This is a genomic window from Thiobacillus sp. (assembly GCF_024708915.1).
Genome location: NZ_JANJXQ010000184.1, coordinates 1 through 5,257 on the forward strand (window position 1 = coordinate 1; position 5,257 = coordinate 5,257).

Consider the following 5,257-nt stretch of genomic DNA (forward strand, 5'->3'; position numbering starts at 1 on the left):
GGAACGAGCGGCTGGCACGCGGTCCCGCGCCGGTTTGCGGGGCGCTGTGGATTAATGCGGTGTCGGTCGGCGAGATGCGCGCCGCGCAGCCGCTGGTCGCCGCCCTGCGCGCCGCGCATCCGGATGCCCCCGTGCTGCTCACCTGCATGACGCCGACCGGACGCGCCACCGCCGAAGCGCTGTACGGCAGCTTCGCGCACATCGTCTACCTGCCCTACGACTACGCCTGGCTGGTGCGGCGCTTCCTGCGCCGCGTGCAGCCGCGTGCCGGCATCCTGATGGAGACCGAGCTGTGGCCTAACCTGATCGATGCCGCGGCGCGCCAGAGGATTCCCATGGTGCTGGCGAACGCGCGGCTGTCGGCACGCTCGGCGCGCGGCTACGCGCGGCTGCCTGCGCTGACGCGGGCGTGCCTCGCGCGCATCGCCACCGTCGCCGCGCAGAGCGAGGCCGACGCCGCGCGCCTGCTCGAGCTGGGCGCCGCGTCGGCGCACGTCACCGGCAATCTCAAGTTCGACATCACGCCGCCGCCTGCGCTGCTCGAACGCGGCGCGGCCTGGAAGGCGCAATGGGGACAGCGTCCGGTGCTGCTGGCGGCAAGCACGCGCGAAGGCGAGGAGGCGCCGCTGCTGCGCGCGTTCGCCGAAGCCGCGCCGGCCGCGGTGCTGCTGGTTCTGGTGCCGCGCCATCCGCAGCGTTTCGACGCGGTGGCCGGGTTGATCGAAGCGGCGGGACTGGCATGTCAGCGGCGTAGCGCACTGGACGGGGCGCAACTGCACGCCGGCACGCGGGTGCTGCTGGGCGACAGCCTCGGCGAGCTGTTCGCGTATTACGCCGCGTGCGACGTCGCCTTCGTCGGCGGCAGCCTGTTGCCGCTGGGCGGGCAGAACCTGATCGAGGCGGCGAGCGTGGGGCGGCCGGTGCTGGTGGGGCCGCACACTTTCAACTTCGAGGAGGCGACGCGGCGGGCGATCGAGGCGGGCGCGGCGCTGCGGGTGAGCGAGGCGGGCGATATGCTGGAGAAGGCGCTGCAGCTGCTGAACGATGATGCGGCGCGTGCCCGCATGGGTGCGGCCGGACTGGCGTTTGCCGCGCGCCATCGCGGCGCGGCGGCGCGGGTGGCGGAGCTGGTTGCGCCGCTGCTGAGGGCCCGCTGATCGCAAGCGGCCCGGGGCGGGCCTCCGGCAGGGGCGAGAGCGGCCCGCTTATTGCGGCGTCGCGGGTTTCAGGTGGCGGTCGATTTCAGCCAGGTCAGCCGGGCCGAGGCTGCCGGCGGCGGCCTTGAGCGACAGCCCGGACAGCAGGTAGGCATAGCGTGCGCCGGCGAGGTCGCGGCGCGCGGACAGCACCTGCTGCTCGGCGTTGAGCACGTCGAGGTTGGTGCGCACGCCGACCTGCAGGCCGAGCTTGGTGGATTCGAGCTGCGCCTTGCTGGAGGTGAGCGCCTGTTCCAGCGCCTGCACGCGGGCGACGCCGCTGCTGACGTTGAGCCAGGCCTGGCGGGCCTGCAGACTGGCCTCGCGGGTGGCGTTTTCCAGATCCTGGCGCGCCTTTTCCTGGTTGGCGACGGCTTCGCGCACGCGCGAACTGGTCAGCCCGCCCTGGTAGATCGGCAGGTTGAGTTCCAGCCCGATGCTGGCGATGCGGGTGTCCACCTGCGTGGTGCCGAAATTCTGGTTGTTGTTGACGGTGTAGCCGGCCACTGCATCGAGCGTGGGGTAGTGGCCGGCGCGGTTGCGTTCGACTTCCTGGTCGGCGATGGCCTTGGCGATGCGCTGGATCTCGGCCTGCAGGTTGCCGTCGGCGGCGCGCGCGGCCCATTCGTCGATGTTGCCGGATTCGGCCTTCAACTGCGCCGGCTCGATCAGCGCGTCGAGCGCGCCGGCCGGCTTGCCGACCAGCTTTTCCAGCGTGCGCAGGCGGATGTCGAGGCTGTTCTGTTCGGCGATTTCCTGCGCCACCGCGAGGTCGTAGCGTGCCTGCGCTTCGTGGGTGTCGGTGATGGTGGCGGTGCCGACTTCGAAGTTGCGTTTGGCGGCGGCCAGCTGTTCGGCGATGGCGGCCTTTTGCGCATTGATGAAGTCGATGTTGTCCTGCGATTGCAGCACGTCGAAATAGGCCTGCGCGATGCGCAGGATCAGATCCTGCTCGGCCACCTGGAACTGCATCCCGGCGATTTTCACCTGCCCCTTGGACTGTTCGTACAGCACCTGGTTCTGCCGGCGGAACAGCGGCTGCGCGGCGTTGACCGACAGGCCGTTGGAGGCGAAGTCGGCGTCGCCGCCGCTAAGGCTGGAATCCACATTGTTGTAGCGCAGGTTGCCGCCCAGGTTGACGTTGGGCAGCAGGCCGGCGCGGCCCTGCGCGGCCTTTTCCTGGCCGGCCAGCCAGGCGGCGCGGGCGGCGGCGTATTGGGCGTCGTAGGCCTGCGCGTCGCGGAAGACGTCGGACAGGTTCGCTGCGTGGGCGGCGGGCGCCAGTGCCAGCGTCAGGGCAAGAAACAGGGGCTTGAATTGCATGATGGATCCAGTTCTTGTATCGGGAGTCAGTAGCGCGGCATGGCCGGATCGACCTCGTCGGCCCAAGCGGCCACGCCGCCCGACAGGTTGACCACGTCGCCGAAACCCAGTGTCTCCAGATAGCGGGCGGCATGATAGCTGCGCACGCCATGATGGCAGATGACCACGGTTTCGGCGTCTTTATCCAGTTCATGCAGGCGCGCGGGCAGTTCGCGCATCGGGATCAGGATGGCGTCGGGCAGATGGCAGAGATTCCATTCCCACGGCTCGCGCACGTCGAGCAGCACCGGCGCGTGTCCGGTCTGCAGCTGGGCGGCGAGTTCGGCGGGGCGCAACTGGCGCATGGCTCAGAATACGAATGCGGCCGGATGCAGCGCATTTTGCAGGGGCGCCACGCAGGTTTCGAACAGGGTCACGCTGCGGGTGGCGCCGGGCGCAGTGCAGGTGACGAGCTGCGCTTCCATGACGGGCGCCTCCCCGACAATCGCGAACAGCCGCCCGCCCACCCGGAGGCGGCGGCGGAAGGCGTCCGCCAGCAGCGGAGTCGAGCCGGTCAGCACGATCACGTCGAAACCGGCTTCGTCGGGCCAGTCGCGGGCGGCGTCGCCAGTGTGCAGCGTCACGTTGCCGAAGCCATGCGCGTGCAGCTTCTGCGTCGCTGCGGCGGTGAATTCCGGCACGATGTCGACCGACACCACCGCGGCGGCTTCGGCCGCCAGCAGGGCGGTGAGATAGCCGCTGCCGGTGCCGATTTCCAGCACGCGGTCGGTGGCGCGGATCGCCAGTTCCTGGATGGCGCGCGCTTCCAGCTTGGGCGTCCACATCGCCTGGCCGTGGCCAAGCGGAATTTCCATGTCGACGAAGGCCAGTGCACGGTGCGCCTGCGGCACGAAATCCTCGCGGCGCACCTTGAACAAGAGGTCGAGCACATCCTGATCCAGTACATCCCAGGGGCGGATCTGCTGTTCCACCATGTTGTAGCGCGCCTGTTCCATGTCCATGCGGTGCCCTTGAATATCAATAAGTTAGATGGGGTATTGCCTTGCAATTATTCCACATTTCGGCTACCTTGAACCGCTTGCCAGGGGTCTCCAGTCGGCGGTTGCACCGGCTGGAGTGAGATATACCCTTCGAACCTGATGCGGTTGAGACCGCCGTAGGGAGGCTGACGTACAGCCTCCCTCGTTGAACTCGCGAGGCTGGTCCACAGCCTCCTGCGTCGAATTTAGCGAGGCTGATCCCCAGCCTCCATTGTTATCCAGCGAGGCCGATCGGACGCCTCCTGTTTTCCGGAGCGCCACATGAACGCCAACCCTCAATTTCTCGCTGCCACTGCCCACGTCGACGAGGCCGCGGTGCAGCCCCTGCCCAACTCGCGCAAGATCTACGTCGAGGGCAGCCAGCCCGATATCCGTGTGCCGATGCGCGAAATCAGCCAGGCCGATACGCCCTTGATGTTCAGCGGCGAATCCGGCTCCGGCGGCACCCGCTCGGAGCCCAATCCGCCGATTTTCGTTTACGACTGCTCCGGCCCCTACACCGACCCGGCGGCGAAAATCGACATCCGCGCCGGCCTGCCGGCGCTGCGCACGCGCTGGATCGAGGCGCGCGGCGACACCGAGGTATTGGGCGACCTGAGTTCGGAATACGGCCGCCAGCAGGCGGCCAACCCGGCGCTCGCCGCGATGCGCTTTCCCGGCCTTGCCCGCACCCCGCGTCGCGCCCGGGCCGGCATGAACGTCAGCCAGATGCATTACGCGAAGCAAGGCATCGTCACGCCGGAAATGGAATTCATAGCCATCCGCGAGAACAACAACCGCGCCGCCTACCTGGAATCGCTGAAGGCCTCCGGCCCGCAGGGCGAGAAGCTCGCCGCGCTGATGAACCGCCAGCATCCCGGGCAGAACTTCGGCGCGATGCTGCAGAACGAGATTACCCCCGAGTTCGTGCGCAGTGAAATCGCGCGCGGCCGCGCCATCATCCCCAACAACATCAACCACCCGGAATCCGAGCCGATGATCATCGGCCGCAATTTCCTGGTGAAGATCAACGCCAACATCGGCAACTCCGCACTCGGTTCCAGCATCCAGGAAGAAGTCGAGAAGATGACCTGGGCGATCCGCTGGGGCGGCGACACCGTGATGGATCTCTCCACCGGCAAGAACATCCACGAGACGCGCGAGTGGATCATCCGCAATTCGCCGGTTCCCATCGGCACCGTGCCGATCTACCAGGCGCTGGAAAAGATCGACGGCCGTGCGGAAGAGCTGACCTGGGAAATGTTCCGCGACACCCTGATCGAGCAGGCCGAGCAGGGCGTCGACTACTTCACCATCCACGCCGGGGTGCTGCTGCGCTACGTGCCGATGACCGCCAACCGCCTGACCGGCATCGTTTCGCGCGGCGGCTCGATCATGGCCAAGTGGTGCCTCGCGCACCACAAGGAGAGCTTCCTCTACACCCACTTCGAGGACATCTGCGAGATCATGAAGGCCTACGACGTCGCCTTCAGCCTGGGCGACGGCCTGCGCCCCGGTTCGATCTACGACGCCAACGACGAGGCGCAGCTGTCCGAACTGAAGACGCTCGGCGAGCTGACCCAGGTGGCGTGGAAGCACGACGTGCAGGTGATGATCGAAGGCCCCGGCCACGTGCCGATGCAGCTGATCAAGGAGAACATGGACATCCAACTGGAATCCTGTTCCGAAGCGCCGTTCTACACCTTGGGCCCCTTGACC

5 protein-coding genes and 1 riboswitch are annotated in these 5,257 nt (G+C 67.5%); of the genes, 2 read left to right on the forward strand and 3 right to left on the reverse strand.

The genetic code is table 11. The annotated features are described in order from the left end of the window. Positions 1-1,157: lipid IV(A) 3-deoxy-D-manno-octulosonic acid transferase (gene waaA, locus Q0L94_RS12750; protein ID WP_296753774.1), on the forward strand; the 1,157-nt coding region annotated here is incomplete at its 5' end. Positions 1,158-1,205: 48 nt separating this feature from the next. Here waaA and Q0L94_RS12755 read toward each other — a convergent pair. From Q0L94_RS12755 to Q0L94_RS12765, 3 genes are read right to left on the reverse strand one after another with little or no spacing between them, the layout of a single operon-like run. Then, positions 1,206-2,519, reverse strand: coding sequence for a TolC family outer membrane protein (locus Q0L94_RS12755; protein WP_296753775.1), 1,314 nt, complete (start codon positions 2,517-2,519; stop codon positions 1,206-1,208). Positions 2,520-2,545: 26 nt separating this feature from the next. Next, positions 2,546-2,863, reverse strand: coding sequence for a rhodanese-like domain-containing protein (locus Q0L94_RS12760; RefSeq protein ID WP_296753776.1), 318 nt, complete (start codon positions 2,861-2,863; stop codon positions 2,546-2,548). A gap of 3 nt (positions 2,864-2,866) precedes the next feature. Further along, complete coding sequence (locus Q0L94_RS12765; RefSeq protein ID WP_296753778.1) at positions 2,867-3,520, reverse strand: protein-L-isoaspartate O-methyltransferase; 654 nt, start codon at positions 3,518-3,520, stop codon at positions 2,867-2,869. A 72-nt stretch (positions 3,521-3,592) separates the two neighbouring features. Then, a riboswitch (TPP riboswitch) is annotated at positions 3,593-3,699 on the forward strand. Positions 3,700-3,820: 121 nt separating this feature from the next. Here Q0L94_RS12765 and thiC point away from each other — a divergent pair. Beyond that, the coding region (thiC, locus tag Q0L94_RS12770; RefSeq protein WP_296753780.1) for a phosphomethylpyrimidine synthase ThiC at positions 3,821-5,257 on the forward strand (1,437 nt) is incomplete at its 3' end.

Coding starts and splice junctions, on each gene's coding strand:
- Q0L94_RS12765 (WP_296753778.1), bottom strand. CDS start 3,520: ATGGACATGGAACAGGCGCGCTACAACATGGTGGAACAGCAGATCCGC.
- Q0L94_RS12760 (WP_296753776.1), bottom strand. CDS start 2,863: ATGCGCCAGTTGCGCCCCGCCGAACTCGCCGCCCAGCTGCAGACCGGA.
- Q0L94_RS12755 (WP_296753775.1), bottom strand. CDS start 2,519: ATGCAATTCAAGCCCCTGTTTCTTGCCCTGACGCTGGCACTGGCGCCC.